The organism is Psychrobacillus sp. FSL K6-4046 (genome assembly GCF_038624605.1).
Taxonomy (GTDB): domain Bacteria; phylum Bacillota; class Bacilli; order Bacillales_A; family Planococcaceae; genus Psychrobacillus.
On record NZ_CP152020.1, the window covers coordinates 3625911 to 3651206 of the forward strand.

28 protein-coding genes and 1 other annotated feature are annotated in these 25296 nt (G+C 38.2%); of the genes, 11 read left to right on the forward strand and 17 right to left on the reverse strand.

Features of this window, described 5'->3' with window-relative positions; all coding sequences use genetic code 11:
• Window positions 1–142 precede the first annotated feature (142 nt).
• From MKY09_RS17830 to MKY09_RS17865, 8 genes are all read right to left on the reverse strand, one after another.
• Window positions 143–1084, reverse strand: a complete 942-nt coding sequence (locus MKY09_RS17830) for a hypothetical protein (protein ID WP_342567235.1) — start codon at window positions 1082–1084, stop codon at window positions 143–145.
• 57 nt (window positions 1085–1141) lie between these two features.
• The gene (locus MKY09_RS17835; protein ID WP_342567236.1) at window positions 1142–1816 is read right to left on the reverse strand and encodes a hypothetical protein; all 675 of its coding nucleotides are present in this window, start codon (window positions 1814–1816) and stop codon (window positions 1142–1144) included.
• 140 nt (window positions 1817–1956) lie between these two features.
• A complete protein-coding gene (locus MKY09_RS17840; RefSeq protein ID WP_251553232.1) occupies window positions 1957–2364 on the reverse strand; it encodes a hypothetical protein in 408 nt (135 codons plus the stop codon).
• 435 nt (window positions 2365–2799) lie between these two features.
• Window positions 2800–3324: a GNAT family N-acetyltransferase gene (locus MKY09_RS17845; protein ID WP_342567237.1), complete on the reverse strand. Its 525-nt coding sequence runs from the start codon at window positions 3322–3324 to the stop codon at window positions 2800–2802.
• Window positions 3325–3414: 90 nt separating this feature from the next.
• The gene (locus MKY09_RS17850) at window positions 3415–4053 is read right to left on the reverse strand and encodes a kinase (protein WP_342567238.1); all 639 of its coding nucleotides are present in this window, start codon (window positions 4051–4053) and stop codon (window positions 3415–3417) included.
• Complete coding sequence (locus MKY09_RS17855; protein WP_342560020.1) at window positions 4046–4969, reverse strand: alpha/beta hydrolase; 924 nt, start codon at window positions 4967–4969, stop codon at window positions 4046–4048. The genes MKY09_RS17850 and MKY09_RS17855 overlap by 8 nt, the downstream gene beginning before the upstream one ends.
• Window positions 4962–5312: an NIPSNAP family protein gene (locus MKY09_RS17860; RefSeq protein WP_340881503.1), complete on the reverse strand. Its 351-nt coding sequence runs from the start codon at window positions 5310–5312 to the stop codon at window positions 4962–4964. The genes MKY09_RS17855 and MKY09_RS17860 overlap by 8 nt, the downstream gene beginning before the upstream one ends.
• Before the next feature lie 13 nt (window positions 5313–5325).
• Complete coding sequence (locus tag MKY09_RS17865; protein ID WP_340881501.1) at window positions 5326–6114, reverse strand: GNAT family N-acetyltransferase; 789 nt, start codon at window positions 6112–6114, stop codon at window positions 5326–5328.
• 206 nt (window positions 6115–6320) lie between these two features.
• Between MKY09_RS17865 and MKY09_RS17870 the strand changes: the two genes are divergently transcribed.
• The gene (locus MKY09_RS17870; RefSeq protein ID WP_169358373.1) at window positions 6321–6620 is read left to right on the forward strand and encodes a YiaA/YiaB family inner membrane protein; all 300 of its coding nucleotides are present in this window, start codon (window positions 6321–6323) and stop codon (window positions 6618–6620) included.
• A 32-nt stretch (window positions 6621–6652) separates the two neighbouring features.
• Here the strand turns inward: MKY09_RS17870 and MKY09_RS17875 are convergent, their stop codons facing one another.
• On the reverse strand, window positions 6653–7207 hold the full coding sequence (locus MKY09_RS17875) for a histidine phosphatase family protein (RefSeq protein WP_342567239.1): 555 nt from the start codon (window positions 7205–7207) through the stop codon (window positions 6653–6655).
• A 103-nt stretch (window positions 7208–7310) separates the two neighbouring features.
• On the opposite strand from MKY09_RS17875, the gene MKY09_RS17880 reads away from it, so the two are divergent.
• A complete protein-coding gene (locus MKY09_RS17880; protein WP_342567240.1) occupies window positions 7311–7787 on the forward strand; it encodes a nucleoside 2-deoxyribosyltransferase in 477 nt (158 codons plus the stop codon).
• A gap of 49 nt (window positions 7788–7836) precedes the next feature.
• On the opposite strand, the gene MKY09_RS17885 is transcribed toward MKY09_RS17880, so the two are convergent.
• On the reverse strand, window positions 7837–8286 hold the full coding sequence (locus tag MKY09_RS17885) for a GNAT family N-acetyltransferase (protein WP_342560023.1): 450 nt from the start codon (window positions 8284–8286) through the stop codon (window positions 7837–7839).
• A gap of 279 nt (window positions 8287–8565) precedes the next feature.
• On the opposite strand from MKY09_RS17885, the gene MKY09_RS17890 reads away from it, so the two are divergent.
• The 6 genes from MKY09_RS17890 (at window position 8566) to MKY09_RS17915 (ending at window position 15238) form a co-directional block, all read left to right on the forward strand.
• Complete coding sequence (locus MKY09_RS17890) at window positions 8566–9123, forward strand: GNAT family protein (RefSeq protein WP_342567241.1); 558 nt, start codon at window positions 8566–8568, stop codon at window positions 9121–9123.
• A 47-nt stretch (window positions 9124–9170) separates the two neighbouring features.
• Window positions 9171–9442 (forward strand) — a binding site (T-box leader).
• Between the two features lie 71 nt (window positions 9443–9513).
• Window positions 9514–10371, forward strand: a complete 858-nt coding sequence (locus MKY09_RS17895) for an S-adenosyl-l-methionine hydroxide adenosyltransferase family protein (RefSeq protein ID WP_342567242.1) — start codon at window positions 9514–9516, stop codon at window positions 10369–10371.
• 40 nt (window positions 10372–10411) lie between these two features.
• The gene (locus MKY09_RS17900) at window positions 10412–10969 is read left to right on the forward strand and encodes an ECF-type riboflavin transporter substrate-binding protein (protein WP_340881488.1); all 558 of its coding nucleotides are present in this window, start codon (window positions 10412–10414) and stop codon (window positions 10967–10969) included.
• Between the two features lie 18 nt (window positions 10970–10987).
• Entirely contained in the window at window positions 10988–12721 is a 1734-nt protein-coding gene (locus MKY09_RS17905) for an ABC transporter ATP-binding protein (RefSeq protein WP_342567243.1), read from the forward strand.
• The gene (locus MKY09_RS17910) at window positions 12693–13523 is read left to right on the forward strand and encodes an energy-coupling factor transporter transmembrane component T (RefSeq protein ID WP_169358365.1); all 831 of its coding nucleotides are present in this window, start codon (window positions 12693–12695) and stop codon (window positions 13521–13523) included. Before MKY09_RS17905 ends, MKY09_RS17910 begins: the two co-directional genes overlap by 29 nt.
• A gap of 689 nt (window positions 13524–14212) precedes the next feature.
• Window positions 14213–15238 (forward strand): PTS sugar transporter subunit IIC, encoded by a 1026-nt coding sequence (locus MKY09_RS17915; RefSeq protein ID WP_251553225.1) that lies wholly within the window; start codon window positions 14213–14215, stop codon window positions 15236–15238.
• Between the two features lie 93 nt (window positions 15239–15331).
• Here MKY09_RS17915 and MKY09_RS17920 read toward each other — a convergent pair whose 3' ends face one another.
• A complete protein-coding gene (locus MKY09_RS17920) occupies window positions 15332–15991 on the reverse strand; it encodes a hypothetical protein (protein WP_342567244.1) in 660 nt (219 codons plus the stop codon).
• Window positions 15992–16154: 163 nt separating this feature from the next.
• Between MKY09_RS17920 and MKY09_RS17925 the strand changes: the two genes are divergently transcribed.
• The gene (locus MKY09_RS17925; protein WP_342567245.1) at window positions 16155–17435 is read left to right on the forward strand and encodes a glucose-6-phosphate isomerase; all 1281 of its coding nucleotides are present in this window, start codon (window positions 16155–16157) and stop codon (window positions 17433–17435) included.
• 174 nt (window positions 17436–17609) lie between these two features.
• Here MKY09_RS17925 and MKY09_RS17930 read toward each other — a convergent pair whose 3' ends face one another.
• From MKY09_RS17930 to MKY09_RS17945, 4 genes are all read right to left on the reverse strand, one after another.
• Complete coding sequence (locus MKY09_RS17930; RefSeq protein WP_169358361.1) at window positions 17610–18494, reverse strand: ROK family protein; 885 nt, start codon at window positions 18492–18494, stop codon at window positions 17610–17612.
• Between the two features lies 1 nt (window position 18495).
• Entirely contained in the window at window positions 18496–20187 is a 1692-nt protein-coding gene (locus MKY09_RS17935) for an alpha-glucosidase (RefSeq protein ID WP_342567246.1), read from the reverse strand.
• Between the two features lie 324 nt (window positions 20188–20511).
• Complete coding sequence (locus MKY09_RS17940; protein ID WP_251553221.1) at window positions 20512–20667, reverse strand: hypothetical protein; 156 nt, start codon at window positions 20665–20667, stop codon at window positions 20512–20514.
• A gap of 23 nt (window positions 20668–20690) precedes the next feature.
• Entirely contained in the window at window positions 20691–21035 is a 345-nt protein-coding gene (locus tag MKY09_RS17945) for a zinc ribbon domain-containing protein YjdM (RefSeq protein ID WP_251553218.1), read from the reverse strand.
• A gap of 157 nt (window positions 21036–21192) precedes the next feature.
• Between MKY09_RS17945 and MKY09_RS17950 the strand changes: the two genes are divergently transcribed.
• The gene (locus MKY09_RS17950; RefSeq protein WP_169358358.1) at window positions 21193–21345 is read left to right on the forward strand and encodes a hypothetical protein; all 153 of its coding nucleotides are present in this window, start codon (window positions 21193–21195) and stop codon (window positions 21343–21345) included.
• An 86-nt stretch (window positions 21346–21431) separates the two neighbouring features.
• Here MKY09_RS17950 and MKY09_RS17955 read toward each other — a convergent pair whose 3' ends face one another.
• Window positions 21432–23039: a thiamine pyrophosphate-binding protein gene (locus MKY09_RS17955; RefSeq protein WP_342567247.1), complete on the reverse strand. Its 1608-nt coding sequence runs from the start codon at window positions 23037–23039 to the stop codon at window positions 21432–21434.
• Window positions 23040–23199: 160 nt separating this feature from the next.
• Between MKY09_RS17955 and MKY09_RS17960 the strand changes: the two genes are divergently transcribed.
• Window positions 23200–23928: a DsbA family oxidoreductase gene (locus MKY09_RS17960; protein WP_342567248.1), complete on the forward strand. Its 729-nt coding sequence runs from the start codon at window positions 23200–23202 to the stop codon at window positions 23926–23928.
• A gap of 91 nt (window positions 23929–24019) precedes the next feature.
• Here MKY09_RS17960 and MKY09_RS17965 read toward each other — a convergent pair whose 3' ends face one another.
• The gene (locus tag MKY09_RS17965; protein ID WP_342567249.1) at window positions 24020–25216 is read right to left on the reverse strand and encodes a hypothetical protein; all 1197 of its coding nucleotides are present in this window, start codon (window positions 25214–25216) and stop codon (window positions 24020–24022) included.
• Between the last annotated feature and the right edge of the window lie 80 nt (window positions 25217–25296).

Here is a 25296-nt window from a genome sequence, read left to right on the forward strand (position 1 = left end):
TTACTTTTAATAGTAATTTAAATTACTTTAAAAAGCAATATTATATTTTTATAGGGTAAATTAATTTACGCTATAAAGAAACGAGTGCCAGGTTAATCAACAATTCTAATTGCTGATTAACCTAGCACTCGTAATTTTTTTATTATATTTTTATTTGAACAAGCGATTTGTTAAGCATATATAAAATGGTTTCGTTAAACAAAGCAGGGCATATTCGAGACATTTCATCTATTGACTTATATTGGATTTCAGCGAATTGTGGGTGCTTTTCAATTCCCCGAAGTATACTTCTCATAGAATCCGCAGCTTGAGGATTCATTAATATATCGGAAAATGAATTATTAATTGAAAATACGCCATTTGGGATTTCAATCTCTTCAACTAGAATACCTTGTATATTAGGTGGGTTAAACCAATCTGTAATGGAATAGATATCAACTACCTTTGGTTGATCAGCTCCTACTATCGGATCCACTGTATTATCCTTATCATCTATAGGGGTTGTTTTCTTTTCTCCTTCCTGATCTGTATTATTAGGATGCTCTTCTTGTTCCCCTTTTCCTTGCTCTTCTTCATTCTCTAATGGAACGTTAGGAGCTTCTTTCTCTTTTTCCTCCGTTACAGGAGGAATCGGAAGTAATGTTAGTTCATTAGCTTGTCCATCCATTTGAGCCTTTGCGTGTGCAATAATAGCATCCAGGTTATTCCGAATAACTTTCTCCTGTTCAGAGTTGTCTATTTTCATCTGAGACTTCAAGGACTCAGCATACTCGTTTAGAGATACTATTCTATTTTGTTTTTCAAGATTAGCAAACGATATTAATTGGTCTGCCGCTTTCTGCATTTCGCTAGATAAAGAAACTTCAAGGTCATTTAAAAGAATTTGTTTTTCCTTTGTAATCGCTTGTTCTATATCTGCTACGGAAGCTTCTTTCTTCTTGTTAAACCAATTACTCATCATAAGCGCAATGTCTTGATCAGCAAAAGCGGTTCTAATACCCCCTCCTATCGCCATAGCAAACAGGATAAGAAAGACAAGGAGAACCACCTTATATTTTTGAACATATTTAGAATATCTCTTCATTTCACATCCTCCATCTTAAGGTGTAATCTTCCCTAACCTGGTAACCTTACCGAGTTCCTATTCATTTATCCCATTTACTAAATCCTGCATAGAAGTTAACGCTGCTGTCTCTAAATCTTTGGCAGCTGCTTCTATTGCATCTGTTTGGGTCTGAATCATGAAGTTAGTCATCATTTGTGTCCAAAGCGTAAAGTCTGCTAATTCTTTATCTATTTTTCCTTTCAAATCATCCGTTTTAGTATCCACATGATTGTCAATGGTAGCCTGAAGACCTGACTTGGAAGCTTCTATTGCTGCTTCTAGCTCAGAAAGTGCTGCTGTTGTTGCAGCTTCTAATTCAGCATTTAATGTATCTAAAGCAGCAGATCCTTCGGCTATCGTATGTGCCTCCATATCTCTTTCTGCTTTTCGATTTGCCTCTAACCAGAGAAGACGTATATTCTCTTTTTCTGCCTCATAAATTTTAGTGAACTCAGCATTAGTGTAATTAGTAAGCTCTACTTTTTTCGCCTCTAAAGCTGCCTTATGCTCTTGCAAGTCTTTATCAATCTTAGAAGCAGCACCTGCAGTAGAGTCTTCTTGAGATTCACCAATCTTATTGGTAGCTTTCGCCTCTAAAGCCCCGTACTGAGTTGATGCTACTAATGTTTTATCGTCTTGATATCCACCTACCGTCTCATCAAACTCCTCGGTAGCTGCACCAAACTGCGTATTAAACCAATTTTGTAGCATTTCTCCAGCATTAGATGCCCCAAATGCAGATCACGCTCCAACAAGTAATGTAACAGCCACTGTTCCTGTTATTATTTTCCCTTTAACTGTTTTCATCATCCTAAATATCCCCTTTTAGTTAGTAGTAGTTAATAGTTTATTTAAATTCCTTCTAGTACTTTTTTAAACGTATTTTCGATATCTAGTTCCAGTTGTTCTTCCAGTTCCTTCTCAATAGTTGGTTCATCCAAATTCATGTTTTCAAGATCGCTTACAACTTCACTTAACTCACTCTTAAATTCTCCTTGTGTTTTTGTAATCTCTTTTTTAGAAAGATAGATTTGTTTTTCTAAAAGGTTTTCTTGAATAGAGTCAGTTAGATACTGTAAAGAGTCTTTAAGAATCACTTCATATCCTACTAACGAATTACTAATAGACTCGTCAACCTCTTTTTGTTCCTTCACTTCCTGAACTTTGACAAACCAATTTCCTAGAGAAAAATAGTTAATACTACTTGCCGAGATGTAGCTAGAACCAACAAAAACCAGTAGTATAAATGTAATAACCACTACTATTTTCCGAATTTCACTTCCCCCCAGTCACTTTCTTCTTTTAAGACAAAAGTACCGTAGACAATGAACCTAATTACTTAATTACCCTCCTTTTCTATAGGTATATAGACTATTTCACCTCTACTTCTGTTAAATTTCTTTGCTTTTTAACAGAAGATTAAGATTATTATACTTTTGATTCAATTCATTTCAATCTATTCGATAAAACTTCTTAGAATAATACAAAAATAGTCAAAATATTCTTATTTTCGACTTAAATAGACAGGCTAATGGAACCTTATATCTCCCTAAAAGGTATTTTTTCATCTAATTTTGATAATTGCTGAAAAATGTATATATGTTAACACAAAAAAACTTCAAAAATTTTACATACAGTAAAATTTCCGAAGCTTTTTTGAAGTATAATATTAGAGATAATCTATCTCATTGGTATTAAATAGATTCCTCTATTCTTTTGTAATAAAAAATCGTTGCACTCATTTCCCCATTAGCAGATTTGGCATAACCAGGAATCTTGCCAGCCTGTATGTATCCTAAAGAATTATATAAATTGTTTGAATCATCCCCTTCTCTTGTGTCCAAAACTATTAAGGTTCTACCCTCTCTTGCAGCTCTATTTTCTGCTTTCTCCATTAGCTGACGTCCTATTCCATTTCTACGGTAATGGGGATGAGTCATGAGTTTAGCGATCTCTGCACGGTGCATACCATTTTGTTTACTGCAGAGGTGGAGCTGGATACTACCAATAATACGATTATTCCTTTTTGCAACAAACAAGATAACCTCAGGGGTTAAGACGTCTTCCCAATAATCCATGGCATCCGCTAGCTCCATTGGAGGCAAAAAGCCAATAGAGGCACCGTCTTCTACCACTTGTATTAGTAGCTCAGAAAGCTCCTCCATATGTTCTACGGTAGATGTTAACTGTTCGATTTTAACCTCGTTAAACACTTTCATCCCCCTCGTAAAATTAAATTTTAAATATTATTCTACAAGACTAGCTTTGTATCCTTCTATTTAGCGTTAACGTATATACGCAACACGTTATTATTGCTGCACATTTTTTATGATAGAAGCATTTTCTACATCTAAAACTAGATCTGCTTGTTCCAATGGCTTTTCTTCCCTTAAGTAAAACTCTTCACCCTTCCAATATCTCCGCTCATACTTATTTAGTCGTGCTTCCATATCTCCTATATAAGAATCTCGCTTCAACACCCGTACGTTTCGAATCTCTCTCGGACAATCCAAATAGATTAAATAATCAACAAAACTACGCCATTCCTTGCGTTGAAGGAATACCCCCTCAATTAATAGAACTGTACAGTCCTTCAGGGGGATATCCTTTGATAAGCACTGATCTTCTAGGGCATTATAAAATTTAAGCTGAAGAACCTTTGCCTTCTCATGAATTGACTTAAACAAGCTTTCCTGAATGTATAAAGCATCCCATTGCATGCTATAGTATTCATACCATTCTGGTTGCCCGGTGTTATAACGCTTTTCTCGAACTTCTATTAAATCATCAAGGTGGATAATAACAATCTTATGACCCGCCTCCTCCAGTTCTTGAGCTAGTTGATCCGTAAAAGTAGTCTTTCCTGCCCCACTTAACCCGTCTACCCCTAAAACAAAAGGACGGTTTAAGCTTTTTATTTTTGTTAAAATCTGTTGTACGTTAAACATTTTTGGATTCTCCTGTGTTTAATAACTTGATAATAGCATTGGTAACTACGTAAGGATCCTCTAAATGAATAGAGTGACCTTTATCTGTTTGGATATGCTCTGTCCTGGCTGTTAACTTGGATAACAAAAGCTGCTGTTGAACCCATCTTTTCTCGGGATTATTAGAACTTAATACAGTGACAGGCAAGTCATTTAAAAGGGGCTTTGCATTCTTTAATTGATCTGCTGAAATGGCAATATCCCTATACTCTTGATAAATCGTTTGATACGCGCCCATTGTATATCCAGTATAATTTAAATAATGATTTTTCTCTCCAGCCAAAAACTTTCTTCCTGCCTTTTTCTTTAATATTCTAGGCAGACCAATAAGAGAAGTCACATACCCAAAAGTCGCCAACCGTTTAAATCCTCTGTTTTGGTTACCAGGAGCATACTGGTTCTCATGCACAGCATCGACTAGGAGTAGACCCTTCACCTGTTCTGGATACAAACTTGCGTATAGCCTCATGATAAGCCCTCCAAAGGAATGCCCTACTAAAACATAAGGTGGTTGAAGATCTAACTTTTCCAGCAGCTCCTTTAACTCCTCTACATAATCTAGTGCAGTTAGAGTTTGTCGTCTTGTTTTACTCCACCCGTAATTCCCTCGATCATAGGACAATACTTTAGCACTCTTAGAAACTTTGGGCTGAATTTCGGACCAGTCAATAGAGATAGAGCCTAATCCCGCTTCTAATATGACTACATCTGGCCCCTCTCCTTCCAATATAACGTGTATATTAGAGTTCTTAGTTTTAATAATATTGCCTGGAGGATTTATTTTATTTTTGTGATTCATGGTTATATTCCATATGGTTAATGGAAATAAGGCAATTCCTAAACCCATTCTTAGAAAAGCAGCTAGCATTTTAGTCATAATTTTTCTCTACCGTTGATATTATTCTTTCATCTTTTACTTCTATTAAAAAATTTTCTTGAACATACTCCTTGCCACCATATTGTTCATACCATCCTTTAACGCTTGCAACATGTGGCTGATCACTTCTTACTGCAGCCTCTATTTGCAAATATTCCTCGTAGCTGTTATATTCCCAAATGGCAAAAATCTCGACTAAATCGTCTTTTGTTGCCGTCATCCATCTTCCTACTAAGCGAGAGCCATGCTTTAACTGATTCGGCAAATTAATTTCGTTGAATAGCTTGTTGAAGCTCTCCACAAATTCTTCCTTTACACGATAATACTTTCTTCGATAAAACATGCCCATCACTCCCTTAGCGCTTTGTCCATATAGCTTTCGTATAGGCTAACTTCATCCCTTGACGTTCCATGTTTCGATGACTACTACTTCCGAAAACAGCCTCACTAGTAATATACTTTGCACCCTGCTCCACCGCTTTCTCTATCCTCTTATTTAGCAGTGCACGTTGCACTCCCATTCCCCGATAAGCTGGTAGAGTTGCGGCAGCTGCCAAGGTGGCAAGTTCCCCTTCCACATATAAAACTCCAATGCCTACTGGGACATTTTGTCGAAGTGCTAAGTAAAAACTCCAGCCCGGCACGTCATATAATATTTGGTTGTTTTGCTGTATCCCGTCTTGTATAAAAGTTGGCAGACCGAAAGCATTTACATAGATAGATGAAAACAAGTCAAATTCATCCTTTTTTAGAGGACGAACTTCGATAGTTGTCGACAAACTTCCACTTTTACTACTAGAGACAGACCTTATAAAGGAGGAATGAAAACCAGATTGATAATATTCCATATCTGATAGCTTGCGAAACAGTTGATCAGAACTATTCAGTGGAGTAACCTCTATTCGAAAAGAAACAGATAGCTCCTTATAAAAGAAAAGGATTTCATCTAAGTATTTTAAATCGTAACTATTTAATCCTCTCACCGTATTAAAAGCAGGTCCCGGTATTTCCTTCACAGCAAAAGCATGGGTATTGCCTTTTACTATTCGCTCTGCTCCCATAGGATTATCTGGTAATGATTGAATTGTATTTATTCTAGATGTTAGTGTTTGTATTTCTGCTAATTCCGGTATGCTATATTTCATTTTCCATCTCCTATTATTTTATTTATACCTTGCCAAGTGCTGGCATCTGACTATATTTCTAAAGCTAGAGAATAATAACGAAATATGTCTAATTATAAACCTTTAACAATAATCATATACTTTAGAATATTTTACACTATTATTCTTTCATGCTAGAATATAATTCATATAATAACAATTAAAACCAATACAAAGGGGCGTATGTCATGAATACAAAGAGGTATAGACGAAGAAATACGATGGCTTTTACGGTGCTAGCTTATTTCACTTTTTTTGCAGGGGTCGTCATGTTTAGTATCGGGCTATACAATGCAGATAATTTGCAGCTAAACGAAAAAGGATATTATATTGCAGTAATGATTTTAGTAGCAGTAGGGGCAATCCTTACCCAAAAGGTTACGCGTGATAATGCTGAGGACAACGATATAATCGCTGAGCAAGAACAAGAACGTCAAATGAGCAATATTCGTATACCTTCAAGCTCCTCAAGCAGTAAAGAATCTTAAAAGCATATTATATTATGACAAAAATCCTGCCTTTAATTAGACAGGATTTTTTCTATTTCTACACGACTAATATTTGAGCCTTCTAGCAAGAAAATGTCTGGATTTTTCATGCGACTCCATTCGTCAAAGTCAAATGTACTATCAAAATGATTGAATAATAGAGACATGATATTCCCATGAGACACTATTCCCACATTTTTAACACCCTTTATACCTGACACCTCATTTACTACATTCAAAATACGGCCTAGCGCCTCTCGGCTAGATTCTCCACCGGGAAAGGTAAGATCTTTATCTTCAAAAGTCTTCTTTAGTTGCACTAGCCAATCATCCATAGGCTCTTTACTTAAAATACGCTCGCCTAACCCTTCATGGGTATGTATCTGCAAACCTGCATGAAAAGAAAACGGATGGATTGTTTGTATTGCTCGCTGGAATGGACTAGAGATCAAATAGTCAATCTGTAATTTTTCTAATACAGATACAAGATCATTAGCACTTGCTTCACCTTCCAATGTTAAAACAGCATTTTCTTCTTGTCCTTCCGCCTTACAATGTCTTATAAAATATAATCTTTTGTTATGCATATACATTTCTCCTTTTAATATTTTCTTTTAATAATCTTATTTCCTTTTTACCTATGCATTTCATATAAAATTCCCTACAATGAAAGATGGAAAAGGAGGATGAATGATGAAAAAAGGTTATTTAGCAAATGGATTATTTGGATTAGGAGATCGTTTAGTAAATGAACTAGTAGCAAAGGAGATTCGAGCTTCACTCCCAGGCGTTGACTTATATGTACCACAGGAAAATGCAGCAATTAATGATAAAATGGCCTATGCAGATAGCCTGCTTATCGCTAGTGCAGACATCGATGCCCTGAAGAAGAGTGACTTCCTTGTTGCCGTAATTGATGGAGTTGAAATAGATTCTGGTGTTGCAGCAGAAATTGGTGCATTCTCTATGTTAAATCGTCCAATTTATGCACTCTATACCGATACGCGCCAACAAGGTCGAGAAAATAAGAAAAAAATAAACGCATTAATTGAAGATGGAACCGAAAATCAATTTATGTACCGCAACTTGTTTGTTATTGGACTGATCAAGCAAAACGGCGTCATTGTTAGCTCGATTGAGGAGCTAGGAAAAGCCTTGAGAAATTAATACATATATTTATAAAAAATCCTGTGTTTTTATCACAGGATTTTTTGTTTTATTTCACCAATTTCCAATTGACCATTTGCTCAGAAGTTCCTACTCTTTGCATATTTAGCTTTTCTAATACACGCATGGAGCCAAGATTATCGGAAAGTGTTTCAGCAATAATTGCATCCACCTTACCGGTTGCAAAAGCCCATTGAATGATGGCGCCTACTGCCTCTGTTGCATAGCCCTTACTCCAATACTCCTTTAATAAACCATAGCCAACCTCTACTTGTTTATCTACATTAGGATTTCCCTTAAAACCAATATCCCCAATGACCTGACCATCACTTTTCTTTATCACCAGCCACGCTCCCCAACCCAATGAGGTAGGATCAGCTTTAAGCATCTCTAAAGACATAGAAATCTGTGGTCCATTATCATAGCTCTGCTTTTCAGCTATTTGAGCAGTTTCTTCCGTACAAGGGATAATTTCTAATCTCTCAGTTTCTAATTTCATTTTGACTCTCCTTTTTATTTAGCTACATTTCACCTCTATAAAAGCTAATGTACAAAACATAGAACTATCCCCTTTCATTATTCAGTTAGTAAAATTATACCACGATACATTTTTTATTTTTTCATTTTTCTAAAATTATTATATAATTAGTTTACTAGTATCGAAGGGACTGATAGAGAATGAAAAACAAACTAATGGTGATTGAAAAGTAGACTTCTAACATTTCTCTTTTCAATACAAACAGAAAAAATAGACCTAAAATGAAAAGAGGAATACAACTTGTATCAAGATCAAGAATTAATCATACGACCAATTCAGTACAAAGATTTACCTAGATTATGGGAATTAATGTGTAAAGATGAGGAGCCGGAGTGGAAAAAATGGGATGCACCCTATTACGACTATAAGCCAACTCCATATGATGTTTTTATGGAAAAAGCAGAATCCTACGTGGACAGTAAAAGCTTTTGGGGGATTGAAGTAGATGGTATATTGCGTGGGATTGTGTCATATTATTGGGAGCATGAACCTTCTAAATGGCTTGAGATGGGTATAGGCTTTCATGAAGCTCCAAGCTGGGGTAAAGGGCTAGGAACCCGCGCTATGAGACTTTGGATGAACCACCTTTTTACTACAATGCCACTTGTCCGGGTAGGCTATACGACCTGGTCAGGTAATAAACGGATGATTCGGGTCGGAGAAAATCTTGGAATGTCTATGGAGGCAAGAATTCGTAAAGTCCGCTTATATAATGGTGTTTACTATGATTCCATTCGAATGGGTATTTTAAGAGAGGAATGGGAAAAGGCACAGGAAGAAAGTATAAAGGAACTTTAAAAAACGCTTGACAGTTATCAGAATTAATTGTAAATTCACTATAATAAGTTAATGCGATGAAGAGAAAAAGTAAGATGAGTGGTTTTCTTCAAAGAGAGCTTCGGTAGCTGAAAAGAAGCAGAAAACACCATTTGAACAATGGCCTCTGAGCACTACATTGAACGTGCAGTTACCTGCGCCTGAGATGCTAGCGGGATTGGTACCCGTTATCCACACCACAGTCTAGAATTTCATATTAACGGAATTTCTGTACTTGCTGAGGCTGCTTATGTGAATAAGTAGTGAATAAAGGTGGTAACACGAGTATCTCGTCCTTTTCAATCCAATGATTGAGGAGGGCGAGTTTTTTAATTCGCTCTCCTCCAAAAATAATGAGGAGAGTGTTTTAACATGACAGAAGGTTTATTAGTATTTCAATCAGATTTTGGTATCAACGACGGTGCAGTAAGCGCTATGCACGGGGTAGCCAATAGTGTGAAGCGTGGACTTCCGCTATTTGATCTGACACACCAGATTCCTCAGTACAATATTTGGGAGGCGTCCTATCGTCTCTTACAAACCATCAGCTATTGGCCAAGTGATACAGTATTTGTTTCCATAGTAGATCCTGGTGTTGGTTCGGACCGGAGAAGTGTAGTTGCTAAGACCGTAAACGATCAATATATTGTCACCCCAGACAATGGCACATTAACCCACATTAATCGATTTATTGGTATTAAAGAAGTGAGAGAAATTGACGAGTCAAAAAACCGCCTACCGAATTCTGGAGAATCTCACACGTTTCATGGACGTGACATTTTTGCCTATACAGGGGCACGACTTGCTTCTGGTGACATTCATATGGAGGACGTCGGACCTTCTATCCCTACATCCTTTATCGTGGAACTGCCATTAAAGGAGGCAGTTATTGAAAATAATTCGATTACAGGTGTCATTGATGTCATCGATCGGCCATTCGGCAATCTTTGGACTAATATTCATCGTCTACAGTTTAAGCAGCTGAATGTAGAATATGGAGATAAATTTGACGTTTCGCTTTCTATTAACGGAGAGGTAGCCTATGAGGGAGAAGTTACGTATGGTCGTTCTTTCGCTGCCGCAGAGTTAGGGGATGCACTCATGTATGTGAATTCTCTTGATAATATAGGAATTGCCTTAAATCAAGGCTCCTTCGCTGATACCTATAAGATTTCAACAGGTGCTAATACAGAAATAACGATTCGGAAAGCTGTTATTACAATCACTTAATTGGATGACTGGCAATAAAATATATAGGGGGAGAAATGAAATGAAAAAATCTATCTTTTCAACTAGGACGGTTGTTGCAATAGGTATCGGAACAGCTGTGTTCCTAATTCTAGCTAAATTTGCTGCAGTCCCTACCGGTATACCTAATACGACAATTCAAACATCCTATGCTTTTTTAGCACTCATTTCAGCTATTTTTGGACCGATAGCGGGTTTATTTGTTGGATTATTTGGTCATGCTTTAAACGACCTTACTTCTTATGGTTCTATATGGTGGAGCTGGGTCATTTCATCCGCATTTGTTGGATTAGGTATCGGATTATATTTTAAGAAGTTTTCTTTTGAGGATGGAGAGTTTGGTAAAAAACACATTATATTATTTAACATTGTTCAAATCGTTGTTCAAGTAATTGCATGGGCTTTAATAGCTCCATTATTGGACATTCTTATTTATGCAGAGCCTGCAAATAAAGTATTTACACAAGGGATCGTCGCTGCTGCTTCTAATATTATTACAGTTGCAATTCTAGGTACACTATTGCTTACTGCGTATGCAAAGACAAGAACTAAAAAAGGAAGCCTGAGCTACGAGGAATAAGTAGATAAGGAGATTTACATGAAAAAGCCAGTCATCGAATTTAAACACTTTAGCTTTCAATATAATAGTCAATCCGAACCTACTTTGCACGATATCAACTTAGTGATTTACGAAGGGGAAAAAGTAGCTATTGTCGGACCATCCGGCTCTGGGAAAAGCACGCTCGTTCATTGCCTGAACGGGCTTGCCCCTTTTGCTTATAAAGGCAGTATGACAGGAAACCTTACCATTCATGGGAGAGAGACCAGAGAGCTTGATCTCTTTACCATTTCACAGGAGGTTGGTACGGTACTCCAGGATACGGATGGTCAGTTTATTGGCCTTACTGTCGGCGAGGATATAGCCTTTTCCCTAGAAAATAATGCTGTACCCACACAAAAAATGCATGAACGCGTTCAAAAAGCAGCCTCTTTAGTAAAAATGTCCAATCATTTAGATGCTCGGATTCATGAGCTCTCGGGCGGTCAAAAACAACGAGTCGCTCTTGCTGGCGTTTTAGTAAACGATGTGAATATTCTATTGTTTGATGAACCTCTTGCTAACCTTGATCCTGCTTCTGGGAAGGGAGCAATGAGACTGATTGATCAGCTTCATGCAGATAGCAACAAAACGATTATCATTGTAGAACACAGATTAGAGGATGTTTTGTCAGAACCTATCGATCGCATAATATTAATGAATCACGGTCAGATAGTTGCAGACGGCAGCCCCAATGAGCTATTGGCAGGATCGTTATTAACGGATAATTGGATACGAGAACCACTTTACATTAAAGCTTTAAAATATGCTGGATGTGAATTGAATGATCACCCCAATCTAACTAAGGTTGACAGCATTGTAAATGACTCCTTCCGGCAGAAGCTAAAAACATTTAGCGATGCAAGATGCTCTCCAATTCAGCTTGGGTATAAAAATGAGCCTGTCCTGACACTTGATGACATCAGCTTCCACTACGGGAATCATTTAGACATTATTAAAAATGTGTCTTTCCAATTACATAAAGGAGAAATGATTAGCCTTATCGGAGCCAATGGAGCCGGTAAATCTACCCTTTCATCTCTTATCTGTGGTTTTGAACGACCTACTGAAGGCACTATATATTTCGAGGGTTTTAATGCGATTAACGACTCTATCAAGGAACGAGCTCATCGTGTAGGCTTTGTCCTCCAAAATCCAAACCATATGTTTTCTAAGCAAACAGTTTTCGATGAAGTTGCTTTTGGACTTATTCAATTTGGAATATCAGATAGGGAAGTTAACAGACGAGTGGAGGAAACATTAAAGACTTGTGGATTATACCCTTTCAGAAACTGGCCGATTGCAGCCTTGAGCTATGGGCAGAAAAAACGTTTATCAATTGCTTCTATCCTCATCATGGAGCCCCCAATTATATTATTGGACGAGCCTACAGCGGGGCAGGATTACAAGCATACTACAGAACTAATGACGTTCTTAGAAGATTTAACGAAGAAGGGTACATCCATTATATTAATTACCCATGATATGCACCTAATGACGGAATATACAGACCGCGCAATCGTGTTAACAGAGGGGAAGATATTAGTGGATGACTCACCAGCCCATATCCTATCGAATCCCTCTTTAATTCTAGAGGCTAACTTAAAGGAATCTTCCTTATATGAGATTGCTAAGCAGCTTAAAATTGAGCATCCCTCTGATTTTGTAGAGCAATTTATACAATATGATCGGGAGGTGCGATTTAATGGGCAACGAACTGCTAAGCTATCTTGATCGTGACTCTATTATCCATCGCCTAACAGGTTCAACCAAGCTAATCTGTTTCCTACTTTGGTCCACTGCAGCCATGTTAACGTATGACACAAGAGTTTTAATGGTGCTGTTGCTCGGTAGCTTTATTTTATTTTATATATCGGATATTAAATTAAAGGATATCAGCTTAGTGCTTGGTTTTATCCTCGTGTTTTTATTATTAAACAATATAGCCATATTTTTGTTCGCCCCTCAGCATGGGACAACTATTTATGGTACCTCCCACCCTATTACTGGGTCCATGGGGCGCTATACACTTACGCAGGAGCAATTGTTTTACCAGTTAAATATTACATTGAAATATTTTGCAGTAATCCCTCCTGCTCTTTTGTTCTTAGTCACCACACATCCAAGTGAGTTTGCAGCTTCTCTAAACCGCATCGGTGTAAGCTATCGACTTGCCTACTCGGTTTCTATTGCTCTACGCTATATCCCTGATATACAAAGGGATTTTAAAACCATTTCTCGTTCTAAGCAGGCTCGCGGGGTGGACATGTCTAATAATGAAAAACTATTTACCCGAATAAAAAATGCTGGCTCTATTATAATGCCACTTATTTTTTCTAGTCTGGAACGTATTGAAACAGTCAGCAATACAATGGATCTTCGAGGTTTCGGTAAATTTAAAACTCGCTCCTGGTTTAGCTTAAAGGAGTTCAGAAAAAGAGATTTGATCGCTATTCTAATATCATCTTCATTATTTTTATTAATGGTTTTATTTATTTTTATTAACAATGGAAGGTTTTTTAATCCATTCACCTGAATCATTCTTGACGTTATACTAGAAAATGTTCTTATGTAGTAGGTGTCATGAAATTGGAACAATCTAAAAGTTAATCTCAAAAGGGCTCTCTGTAGGAGAAGCCCTTTTATCTATTGGCTATGTTAAAGGGTAGGGTTGATTTATGATGCAAAGAAATCTTAGATCAGAGAGTAGAATTGATTTCCGCACCAGCCGGACGCTTTCCTCGGGGTGAGCGATAAGCCATCACCCATCGCTTACGCGCGTGGTTGTGATGTCTTATCTGTCTCCCTCATCCCGTAGGAGTCGCCGTCTGGCGCTCCAATCAATAAATGAGAACAGCTTTAGCATCGATAAAGCGCTAACAAATTTATTCACATAAACATAGCGAAAGACTGTCACCAACCCCAATTTCATCATCTATTTATGTTCTTAATAGCCATTTGAACGTCCTTTTTTTATGTTTACAGTCACTATAAAAAGAATGGTTAGTCAAAAACAACCAATAACTTTAACAAAGCTTATCTATTTAAAAATAAGTATTGACTGTCATTATAAATTATATTAATATTATAACAATTTAAAAGGTTAGAATAATATTTTTTTGTTATTCACATATAATGTATTGCGTTAGTCCAAATAAGGACTATTTATTTTTAATACGTTCGGTATATTTTATGCGATATATTATATAACTAGGAGGAATCACCATGAAGCAAGCAACTAAGACATACCTAATCGACCGAATGTACAGAGGTTCTCAAGGACTAGCAAACGCAGTTCTTGTCACTTTAGGAATTGGACTACTTATTGAAACTATTGGTACGTTTACAGGCTGGGAAGGGTTTATCGCTATTGGAAAAACTGCTCAATTGATGCTTGCTCCAGCAATTGGTGCAGGTATCGCTTATCAGCTCGGAGGGAATACATTAGTTATTTTTAGTGCGATGGCCTGTAGTACCATTGGAGCGAATGCTCTCATACTACAAGATGGATTATGGGTTTTGACAACAGGACAACCAATTAGTGCAGTACTTGCAGCCGTGGTTGCTATCTGGGTAGGAAAACGTATTGCAGGAAAAACAAAGCTTGATATGCTTGCGATTCCTTTTTGCGCCATCCTTATAGGTGGTGTCGCGGGGGTTGGGTTAGCAGCTGTCACTACCCCTTTGTTACAGCAATTAAGTGAGTTTATTGCTGGTTCTGTTTCTGGATCTCCTTTACTTGGATCGATTGTTATTGCACTGGTGTGGAGTATTTTCCTCATGTCTCCTGCTTCCTCAGCAGCAATCGCCATTGCGTTACAACTAGACCCAGTATCTAGTGCCGCAGCATTAATCGGGTGTACAGCACAATTTGCAGGATGGACAGCTATGTCCTTTAAAGAAAATGACTTAGGTGCGAACATTGCACAATCGTTCTTGACACCTAAAGTTCAAGTACCTAATTTGGTGAAAAATCCACGGTTAGTAATTGGGCCATTCCTATCCTCAATTATTTGTGCTCCGATTGCTATATTAATCTTTAATTTTGAGGTACCATTTACATTAGCGGGGCTTGGACTAAATTCATTCATCGCTCCATTAAATGTTCTAGCAAACCAAGGTATTGGAGTGCTTCTTATGTATATCGTGTTAGGCATTATAGCACCGGCAGTTATCTCTATGACAGCTTATCACCTGCTTAAAAAGCGAGGATGGGCTAAAACTGGAGACTTACATATGGAAGTCCAGTAAATACGGTCATATTAAAAGCTCCTTACATTTACAGATAGTAGATGTAAGGAGCTTCATTTATGTAATGAGGCAGGTCTATCCTAGCCTCTAATTTTATAAAACGTTACTTATAATGCCCTTGTCTGTGTAGATTGTCACTGGCGAGGCTATTGCTCTTTTATCCGAAAACAACCATCTCCTACCTACAGGCCCAAGCAATATATATACCCCATCCTCCTGATGCCCCATAAAGTTTAAATGTTCTGGTTCATCCACTATTATTTCATCTTGTGAAGGGATCGCTAGTTCCATTATTTTGTCTGCGAACTCAATGATATTGTGGGTAGTTAATCCAATTTCACTAATTTCAATAACATTGTTTGAAGTGAAGTGCATGGCATTCGACTTTGGTGTAATTGCTTCTCTTGCAATAAACTCCACAATGTTTCCTGCCGGATCCTGAAAATAGCAGGACCTTGCTATAAAATGACCACTATATTCTACCTCATCCTTCCCTTCCTCTATAGATAACGTTACACGTTCTTGTAGCCATAATTTAGCCTTCGAAAACATATTTGAGTGTATATTAAAAGCAAAGTGATAGAAAGTATCCCTGCCTTCACTGTCCTTAATAAATCTAAGCAAACTATTTCCAATTTGAAATGTGGCCTCGGTAGCTTTCCATAACTTTAAAGGAAACTCTAATGTATCCCGGTAGAAGATGACCACTTCCTCTAAGTTAGATACCCACAAGTCAATTTGCTGGATCTTCATTTTTATCCTCCTCTTTAGCTTCTACTCTCAATATATACAAGTAGTTTTGGAGTCAACTCGGCCAATAGCAGGAAGAATAAATATAATGATAGCTTTTTTTAACTTTTCCCAATGGATATGGTAAAATTAAGTCATTAAAATATGTAAAATAAAGGGGTACTTCATGAAAATTTCCGTTAATTACTCAGAGGATTACCAAAGCCTCCTTACAGAAGAATTACATAACAAACTAGAGGCTACTCATGATTTTATCCAGTCAAAAACAGGATTGGGATCTGACTTTTTAGGATGGGTTAATTGGCCAAGCTCCACTCAGCAAGCTTTTTTACAAGATATAAAACAAACCGCAGAGCATATTCGCTCTAATTCAGATGTATTAGTTGTCATTGGGATTGGGGGGTCTTACCTTGGCTCCAAAGCAGTTCTAGAATCACTCGCTACTCCATTCCAAAAGGACAACCAATTAGAAGTCATCTTCGCGGGACAGCTAGTTAGTGGTGCTTATTTAAAGCAATTGATTACTTACTTAGACTCTAAGGAAGTAACTTTAAATGTTATTTCTAAGTCGGGTACGACAACCGAACCTGCTATTGCTTTCCGATTCCTACGCCAGTACATGGAAGCACGCTACGGTGAAGAGGCTGCAGCTCGCATTATCGTCACTACAGACGAGGAAAAAGGTGCTTTATTGTCTCTTGCGAAGGAAAAGGGCTACAAACGCTATGTAGTACCAGAAGATATCGGTGGCCGCTATTCTGTCTTTACAGCAGTTGGCCTATTACCAATCGCAGCAGCTGGGCATAATATCGATCAATTAATAGCAGGAGCTAAACAAGCAGAAGAGGAATTTCAAGTCATGGATGTTCATTCGAATGCGGCTATTAAATACGCTGTCATCCGAAATCATTTATACGGCAAGGGATATCCTGTGGAAATAATGGCTACCTTTGACGAGAAGCTGAAGTATGTCCAAGAATGGTGGAAACAGTTATTTGGGGAGAGTGAAGGAAAAGAAGGAAAAGGTATTTTCCCTGCTTCCGTACTGTACTCAACGGACCTCCATTCATTAGGACAATACATCCAAGATGGTAAGCGAATGCTATTCGAAACATTCCTCATGGTCGAACAAGTTTCAGATGATCTAACGGTCTTTGAAGCGGAGGATAATCGTGATGAGCTAAATTACTTAAGTGGCCTGACGTTACATGATTTCAATAAAGCATGTCATGAAGCTACTGCCTCTGCCCATTTAGATGGTGGTGTTCCTCAAATCACATTAACGATGGAACAGCTAGATGAAGAGCATATTGGCCACTTATTATATTTCTACATGATGACTTGTGCGTATAGTGCTTACTTGCTGGACATTAATCCTTTTGATCAGCCAGGAGTAGAAGACTATAAACGAAACATCTTTAAGATCCTTAAAAAGCCTGGATATTAAAACTGTAGCCTCCCTGTTGGGGGCTACAGTTTTTCATTTTTCAGTAGAGATTTCCTATTTAATGCGGGACCGACCGATTTTTCGGTGTGACCGACCGATTATTTGACTTAACCGACCGATTCTTCATTTTTTCTTAAAAAAATGCTTTGTCCCAGAAGAGACAAAGCATTTTATTTACACAACAAGCATTGCGGCACCAAGCATACCTGCTTCATTACCAAATTGTGCTCGTTTAATTTCAACTGGTTTAAGCATTAATGGTTTTACTTTTTCGATTAGCAAGTCCCACCATTCATCGGCAGATTCCGAAACGCCACCGCCAATAACTATACAATCCATATCAATTACTGCTTGAAGGGTAGAAAGAACAATTGCAAAGTCTGCTATAAAACGATCTCTTGCACGTTTTGCACTTTCAATCTCCCGAGAAGCTAGCTTAAATAAAGTATGGGGCTTAGCTAATTCCCCTGTAGTCGGATCAATCACATGCTCTTCTTTAATCAATCTCTTTAATGCGGTTCCTGATACGTATTGTTCACTACAGCCTGGTCGTCCACAACCACAAACTAACCCGTTAGGATATAAAATAAGATGTCCGATTTCTCCAGCTCCACCATTCGCACCATTCATAACCTGACCATCAAATATAAAGCCACCGCCAAGACCGGTACCAACCGTTACACAAACTACTTTTGAAAAGTTACTTCCTGCTCCAATACGTGCCTCGGCAAGTGCCGCACAGTTCGCGTCATTATTTAACTCGACTCGAAGTCCCGTAGCTGTCTCTAATAACGGTTTTACTGGCGTGCCCTCCCAGCCAGGCAGCTCCTTTTCAAAGGTGACTGTTCCAGTTTCAGCATCTACCATTCCTCTTGTCCCAATGCCAACCCCTGAGATGTCAGGGAACTGATCTTTTATCTTTAAGACCTGCTCCTCTAAATATGGGTATAAGGGAAGCTCTGTAGGTACTGTTATATCCGCCAAGACTTCTCCAGTCTCATTCACAACGCCCATCCGTATTTTGGTTCCACCAATATCTATGCCAAGTACCTTCTTCACTTTATAATCTCCTTTCAAAAGCTAATACTACTGCTTCATAGGGACGTACACTTATCCCTTGTTCGTCTATTTCTAGAGAGTCATAATTAGCTATTATTACTTTTCCACTAAGACCATCTACCTCACAGCTAGTCCATTGCAATTTCTCTGTACTATTTGAGAAATTCGAGATGACAAGCCATTCTTCCTTCTCGGTTTGGCGCTTATATACAAAAAGCTTTGGATCGTTTGGAAATAGCAAATGAAAGCTTCCATAAGTTATAATGTCGTGCTGTTTTCTCAACTCAATAAGCTTTTGATACGTATAAAAGATGGAAGAAGAATCGTTTAATGCCTGTTCCACATTAATCTCAGTAGTATTCGGGTTCATCTGTATCCATGGGGTACCAGTTGTAAATCCCCCATCGCTTGTCCACTGCATAGGTGTACGTGCATTGTCTCTACCCTTAGCATAAATACCACGCATAATAGTGTCTTCTGGTATACCTTGTTCTATTTTACTATTATACATATTAATTGTTTCAATATCCTTGTAGTCTTCAATACTATCAAATCTAACGTTAGTCATACCTAGTTCTTCTCCTTGATAAATATAAGGAGTTCCTTGTAGCATATGAAGACAAATAGCTAGCATTTTAGCAGAAGTAACTCGATATTCTTGGTCATTTCCAAAACGAGAAACCACACGAGGCTGGTCATGATTGTTCCAATATAAGCTATTCCATCCTACCCCATGAAGTGCATGCTGCCATTTCTCAAGATTGTGTTTTAACGCAACTAAATCCAGTGGCTTTGCATCCCATTTTTCAAAAGGACCACTGTCTAAATCCATATGTTCAAAGGTGAATACCATGTTCACTTCTTTATTGGCAGGATTCGTATATAACTGAGCATCCTTAGGAGAAGCTCCTGGCATTTCACCTACTGTGAGTACATCATAGTTTTGAAGAACACGCTCATTCATTTCTTTTAAATATGTATGGATTTTAGGACCATTCATAAAATAGGGACTTCCATCGCCATATAGCTGTCCTTGTCCAACCTTTCCATCCGGTAGTCCCTCCACCTTGGAGATAAAATTAATAACGTCCATTCGAAATCCGCCTATGCCCTTATCTAGCCAATAGGTCATCATCTCATATATATCGTTACGAAGCATTTCGTTTTCCCAATTCAAGTCTGGTTGCTTCTTAGAAAACAAATGTAAGTAGTAGGAATCTGTCGCCTCATCCTTCTCCCATGCAGATCCGGAAAAAACAGAGCCCCAGTTATTCGGCGGCAAATTGTCTTTCCCCTCCCTCCAGATATAGTAGTCTCTATACTTAGAGTCCTTTGAGGATTTGGACTCGACAAACCACTTATGTTCGTCTGAGGTATGGTTAACAACAAGGTCCATTACGATACGTAAGTCTCTCGCTTCTGCTCCCCTTATCAATTGATCCAAATCTTCCATTGTTCCAAACTCATCTAAAATAGTACGGTAGTTTCTTATGTCATAGCCATTGTCATCGTTCGGAGAGTCGAAAACAGGACTCAACCAAATAACGTTGACACCTAGCTTCTGTATATAATCTAATTTAGAAATAATCCCCTGTATATCCCCAATTCCATCTCCGTTTGAATCCATAAAGCTACGTGGATAAATTTGATAAACTACACTTCGTTTCCACCAAGGCTCCTTATTTGTCTTCATGTTCTCCGACCCCCATCAGAAGTATTTGATATATTCATTATAATGCAAACGCTTGCATAAAGTGATATTTTTTTTAAAAGTAGATACATTAGTCACATTCTTAATTTCTAACTTTAATGAAGAACACACACGAGATAAATAAGGCACAAGGCACAATGAGATTATATTCTTTTTAAGAATAAAGAAAAATTAATTTCAGCTCTCTTGAGGATAAACCAATAAATATAGACATATTGTTCGATTTTAATTATGAAACTGGACTACCTCTATCATTTGTCAAACTTGATTTAAATAAAAAGCCCACTTTTCAAGTGAGCTTTTCTTTTAATCCTCTAATGTGTTCTTGGCTTGTTTTATCACTTTATCTATTAGTTCCTCGGCTCTTTCAAGGTCTTTTTCTTTTATTGCAATTTGCACCTCTAACAACCAATCAATGTGACTTCTTAAAAATGCTCTAAATATTTGATCTTCCTCTTTCATCTTGCACACTTCCTTTAGATATATTAGCTCTTTTTCACAAACTCAGACTTTAACTTCATGGCCCCAAAGCCATCAATCTTACAATCAATGTTATGATCTCCATCTACTAGGCGGATACTCTTTACTTTCGTCCCGATTTTTAGCGTGGAAGAGCTCCCTTTTACTTTTAAATCTTTAATAACTGTAACAGAGTCTCCATCCTCGAGGATATTCCCGTTAGAGTCCTTCACCACCAACTCTTCTGCTGTATCTCCTACTTCTTCTGTTAAGGACCATTCATGAGCACATTCAGGACAAACTAAAAGAGAGCCATCTTCATATGTATATTCGGAATTGCATTTTGGGCATTTCGGCAATGCTGTCGTCATTTTATTACCTCCAATTTACCTCATTTTAATACAGGACTCTATGCCCTTCAACTCATTTCTATCCCCGATAGGTTTATTCAAATTTCTTTGTGGGTAATCATTTATTAACCTTCCTAATTAAAATATATTCAAAAATACCGTGAGAGGAGGAATAAACATGGCTGAAGAAGAAAAACGCGTAGAAGTACATCGTGAAGAACGAACTGATTCTGGGATGGTAGGAGCAACCTTCATCAAGTATGCTGCTTACCTAATAATATTCTTTGGTATCCTTTGGTTCCTAATCTCTTACGTATTCCCAATGTTTTAATTGGTGACTAAATCCACGTCTGACCACATGCAGACGTGGATTTTCCCTTTTTAAAAAGAAGCCCTATTCTGGGGCTTCTTTTTTTGTTATTCTGTTTCTGGGAAAAATGCTTGCTCGGTCCATACGTCGACTAATACTGGTCCTTTAGTTTGGAGCGCTTTGCTTAATATTTCTTCTAAGTGTTCATCCGTTTCCACACGGAACCCTTTCCAACCACAGGCCTCGGCCACTTGAACGAAATTTGGGTTAGTCAGTTGTGTCCCTAACTCTTCATTGCCAGCAGCTTGAATCTTATCGCTTTCCATTTGAAGTGCTCCATTATTAAAAATTACTACCGTGATATCCAGACCATAACGAGTAGCAGTCAATAAATCAGCTAACGTCATTTCTATACCACCGTCTCCCACCACGGCTACCACTTGTTTTTCTGGTTGCTCTAACTTTGCTGCAATTGCTGCAGGAAGCCCAAATCCCATGGAACGCCAATACCCTGAAAAGAGAACCTTTTGGTTTGTTTGACGGAAGTTCCTATTCATCCACACTGTTACGTCTCCTGTGTCTAAAGCAATGATTGCATCGTCTGCTATCGTATTTTCTAGTCCTCTTGCTATTCGTGATGGATGAACGGGAGATCCTTGTATTTGACCTTCCTGTTCGTTTTGATATGCCCATTTCTCTTTTACTGCCTCTATACGATTAAGCCACTCTTCATTCTTCTGTTTACCCTTCATGCTTTCCAGTAGAAGAGGAATAATCTGCTCAGTTTTACCCTTAATCCCATAATCAGCTGCCACTCGTTTCTTGGCATGCTCTAAATGAAGGTCAATATGGATAATAGTCGCACCCTCTGGTACATATCCCTCCGGCCACCATGTTGCTCCTGCTATTAGAACTACATCCGCATCTTTAAATACATTTGGGGCATGGGGATTCCCTCCCTCACCAATCCCTTGGATGAGATGAGGTGTAGCATCCTCAAAAATCCCTTTGCCGCCTAGACTTAATAAAATTCCTGCTCCCCAAATAGTAGCCAGCTCTGCTATATCTTCTGCTGCCCCTCTTGCTCCTGCACCAGCCAAAATCATTGGTTGACGTGCCTGCTTCATCACTCCCGCAACCTCTTCTAAATCATTTAGTTCAAAGGTGCCTGTTCCCTCTAATACTTTCGGTAGTTGTCTAGCCTTTACAGTAGTCTCTTTTTCAAATAAATTTTTAGGCACCGATATGTGAGTCACTGTTCTCTGCTGTAGAGAAATTTCGGCTGCCTTCTGAAGCAAATCAACAATGGCATTCTCACTATTTAAGTTTGCAGAGTATGCTGCAAATGGCTTAAAAAGCTCCTGCTGATCGACATATTGCTGAAAGTCTGTCCCCATTTCTTTTTGTTCGGCTTGACCCGTTAACGCTAATACAGGGGCCTTGTCTGAATATGCATCACCTAGACCATTTAAAAGATTGGCTGCACCTGGGCCCATTGTAGAAGTACATACTGCTAGTCTACCTGTCAGCTTTGCTTCCGCCGAAGCCATGAATGCTGCTACAGACTCATGCTTTACAGCAATAAATTGGATTTTATCCTGTTTGGCCATTGCGTCTAAAAGCCCAATAATAGTATCACCAGTCACCCCGTAAATTCGCTTAACCCCTAAAAGGGATAGCTGGTCTAATATAACCTCTGCGACATTTTTATTCATATTAATCCTCTCCTTTAAACAGAGTGTGTTACCTGTTAAATTCCCTTATACAAATGGATTAAACAAATAACCTCAAGAAGAGGTTGCTAGGCAAACAAGGACCCCTCTTTATATGAAATATGCTATATTAACTCTATCAATAGGAAGGTAGGGAACAGTCATGAAAATTGAAGTATGGTCGGATTTTGTTTGTCCATTTTGTTATATTGGAAAGCGTCGTTTAGAGCAGGCTTTAGAGGAGTTTGATCAAAAAGACAAGGTAGAAGTTAGCTTTAAAAGTTTTGAGCTACAGCCTCATCTACCAAGCGATAAAAGTGTAACTGTTCATGAAATGCTTGCTAAAAAGATGAATATGTCCCCTGAGCAGGCAAAGGCAATGAATGAGCAGGTCATTGCTAATGCAGCAACAGTAGGATTGGCATACCAATTTGACGAAATGAAACAAACAAATACATTAGACGCACATCGCTTAGTGAAATATGCAGAGTCGGTAGGAAAAGGTGGCGAATTAACAGAACGTCTTTTAAGCGCTCACTTCTTAGAATCTCAATTCCTAGGTGAGCACGAAACTCTTTTAGACTTAGCTACCGAAGTAGGATTAAATCGTGAGGAAGCAAGCAAAGTTTTATCAAGCTCCGATTATTTAGAAGAAGTCCGAATGGATCAGCAAGAAGGTCAGCAGCTCGGTGTTCAAGGAGTGCCTTTCTTTGTTTTCAACAGAAAATATGCCATTTCTGGAGCGCAGCCACACGAAGCCTTCGTCCAAACATTGAAGAAAGTTTGGGAGGAAGAAAATCAAACCGCTCCTCTTCAACATATTCAAACTGATTCAGATGCAACTTGTACAGATGATGGTTGTGAAATTACGGAGAAAAACCAAGAAGTTTAAAAATAGAGGCTATCGTGATATGTCGCGATAATCTCTATCCATATATATAACAAAAGGCCATTACTGACTAGCTCTCAGCAATGGCCTTTTGTTATTTCATTTCTAATAATGCCTTATAGATTTCATTTATAGTCGGTAGCCTTAAGGTTTTACGATTACTGTAAATGCTAACAAGCTCCTTTTGAATTATCTCTCTCGCAAACTGTTCACGATCATTAGACTTGAACATTTGGCGTAATAATTTAGGGATTTTGTATTTCGATTTAAATATATCCAAAAGATTTTGAAGTTCTTTTTCGTTCAATAAATGGTTGTATACATGTTGCTCGAGCTGCACCTCGAATAAATCTAGCATCTCTTTTGCATCGTCTTCAATAAAACGATTTAAAATCTTACTTGCAATTTTAGATGTGACGATACTACCAATGATTAAACCAACTATACCGCCTATTAGGGCCCCAGTGCTTGTACTCCCCCATGGAATTAGAGCACCTATGGCTGCACCGATTGCCATACCTCCTATACTACCTGCCACATTTGCAGCTGTTTTCGTGATGTTTTTAAACAGCTGCGTTTTAGACATCTCACCTTTTATAGCTCGGGAAATGTCTAAGGTAGAAAGCATACCAGTTACTAATGCGCCGGTAACCACGTTAGCATTTAGTAATAGAATAGTTTTTTTAGCTGCTAATGAGCCAATCATAGCCTTATGAGTAAACTTTCCAGCAGCTTTCTTTGCTACAACCTTGGCTCCATTTTTTCGAATAGCCCCCCTGACGCCACTCCCTAACTCAAAAGCGTCATCTAGTTCAATATCCTGCATGTCATTTGACAGCACCTCATCTACTACTGCTTCTCCCACTATATTTAACCCAGTGAACACCGCATTTTCTACCGCTTCCTCACGAGTGGCTCCGTTCCATGTACTTTGCGCAAAAGCAACAGCTGCACTCATTCCTAATGACTCATTTAGAAGCTGAACTCGACCTGACTCCTCTAAGATTAGTCCGTCTACAAGACCAGCCTGGGCTATATAGCGAACTTGTTTATATGTAAAAGCACCTTGCTTCACTGTTTCTCTTGCAAGCTCTTCATTTTGTAAACGGTCTGTTAGTTGTGAAACCACATCATCATACTGGTCAGATGCGACTTCTAGTTTGATAGGACCTAATTGGTTCATGTACAATAGCTGATTGTCTAACAAACTTGCCTCTACTGTTTCTTCTACGGAAGAGCAATAAATATTTTGTAAAAAGTGCTCATTCTTAATGTATTCCATGTTTTTCACGTTCATCTTGCCTCCACTGGTTTCTTCTAATAAATAAGGAAACCATATAACTCATAAGTTGTATAGTAAAAAAGATATAA